Origin of the sequence: Vibrio sp. 10N.222.48.A3 (assembly GCF_041475345.1) — a bacterium.
Lineage (GTDB): Bacteria > Pseudomonadota > Gammaproteobacteria > Enterobacterales > Vibrionaceae > Vibrio > Vibrio tasmaniensis_A.
Window position 1 is genome coordinate 1 of the sequence record NZ_JBFRVX010000372.1, and the last position, 726, is coordinate 726.

Annotated in this window: 1 pseudogene; it reads right to left on the reverse strand. The window is 43.8% G+C overall.

The annotated features are described in order from the left end of the window. Positions 1-260 precede the first annotated feature (260 nt). A pseudogene (locus AB4653_RS11625) lies at positions 261-569 on the reverse strand (serine recombinase); the annotation flags it as partial. Positions 570-726: the final 157 nt, after the last annotated feature.

Below are 726 nucleotides of genomic sequence, written 5' to 3' on the forward strand. Positions count from 1 at the left end.
AAGAAGGACGCCAAGAAGCCCTCAAGGAGATGGCGCGCAAGATGATGCTTAATGGTCTAGATCAGGAAGCCATTATGGATGTCACAGGATTGAATAAAGACGAACTAGCACAACTTTCTCATTAGCCGAGAAAGTATAAAGCCTTGCTAGTTTAAGGGCGAGGCTCCTGCTTTACGAAGACAACCCTCACGAATAGCGCTATCACTTCGCTTTCTGCTATAAAATTGCTCGATTCCGGCCCAACTTGATGTGAGACATGCCTAGCTCTCGTTACGCTCAACTCTCATTCTTTTGACGACACGAACGACCGTTCGTGGTGACACTCCCACAAACTTAGCTGTTTCATTGATGCTCATCTCCTTAAGAACTCGAAGTTTGTAGATTTGTTCGTGCAACTCTAAATCGGGCCTTCTTCCTCGATACTTGCCCATTGTCTTAGCTTTATCTATGCCTTCCTTTTGGCGTCGACGTCGATCTTCGTAATCTTTACGAGAAATCGCCGCGAGCATATCCATCATCATGTTATTGATCGCTTTAATCATCGAATTCGTGAACTCATCGGATATTTTCAGCTATCATGCGCTAATCTAGAAAACGTTAAAGTTCCAGTTCAGTGCTCTAAAGATCGTAAAGCCTCACCTAGCAGGTCTTCTGGCGAAAGGTTAGAATGGGTGTTCATTATACTTTCGATTCTCCTTGTAGGAAAATAATTACAAGTCTTCCCTC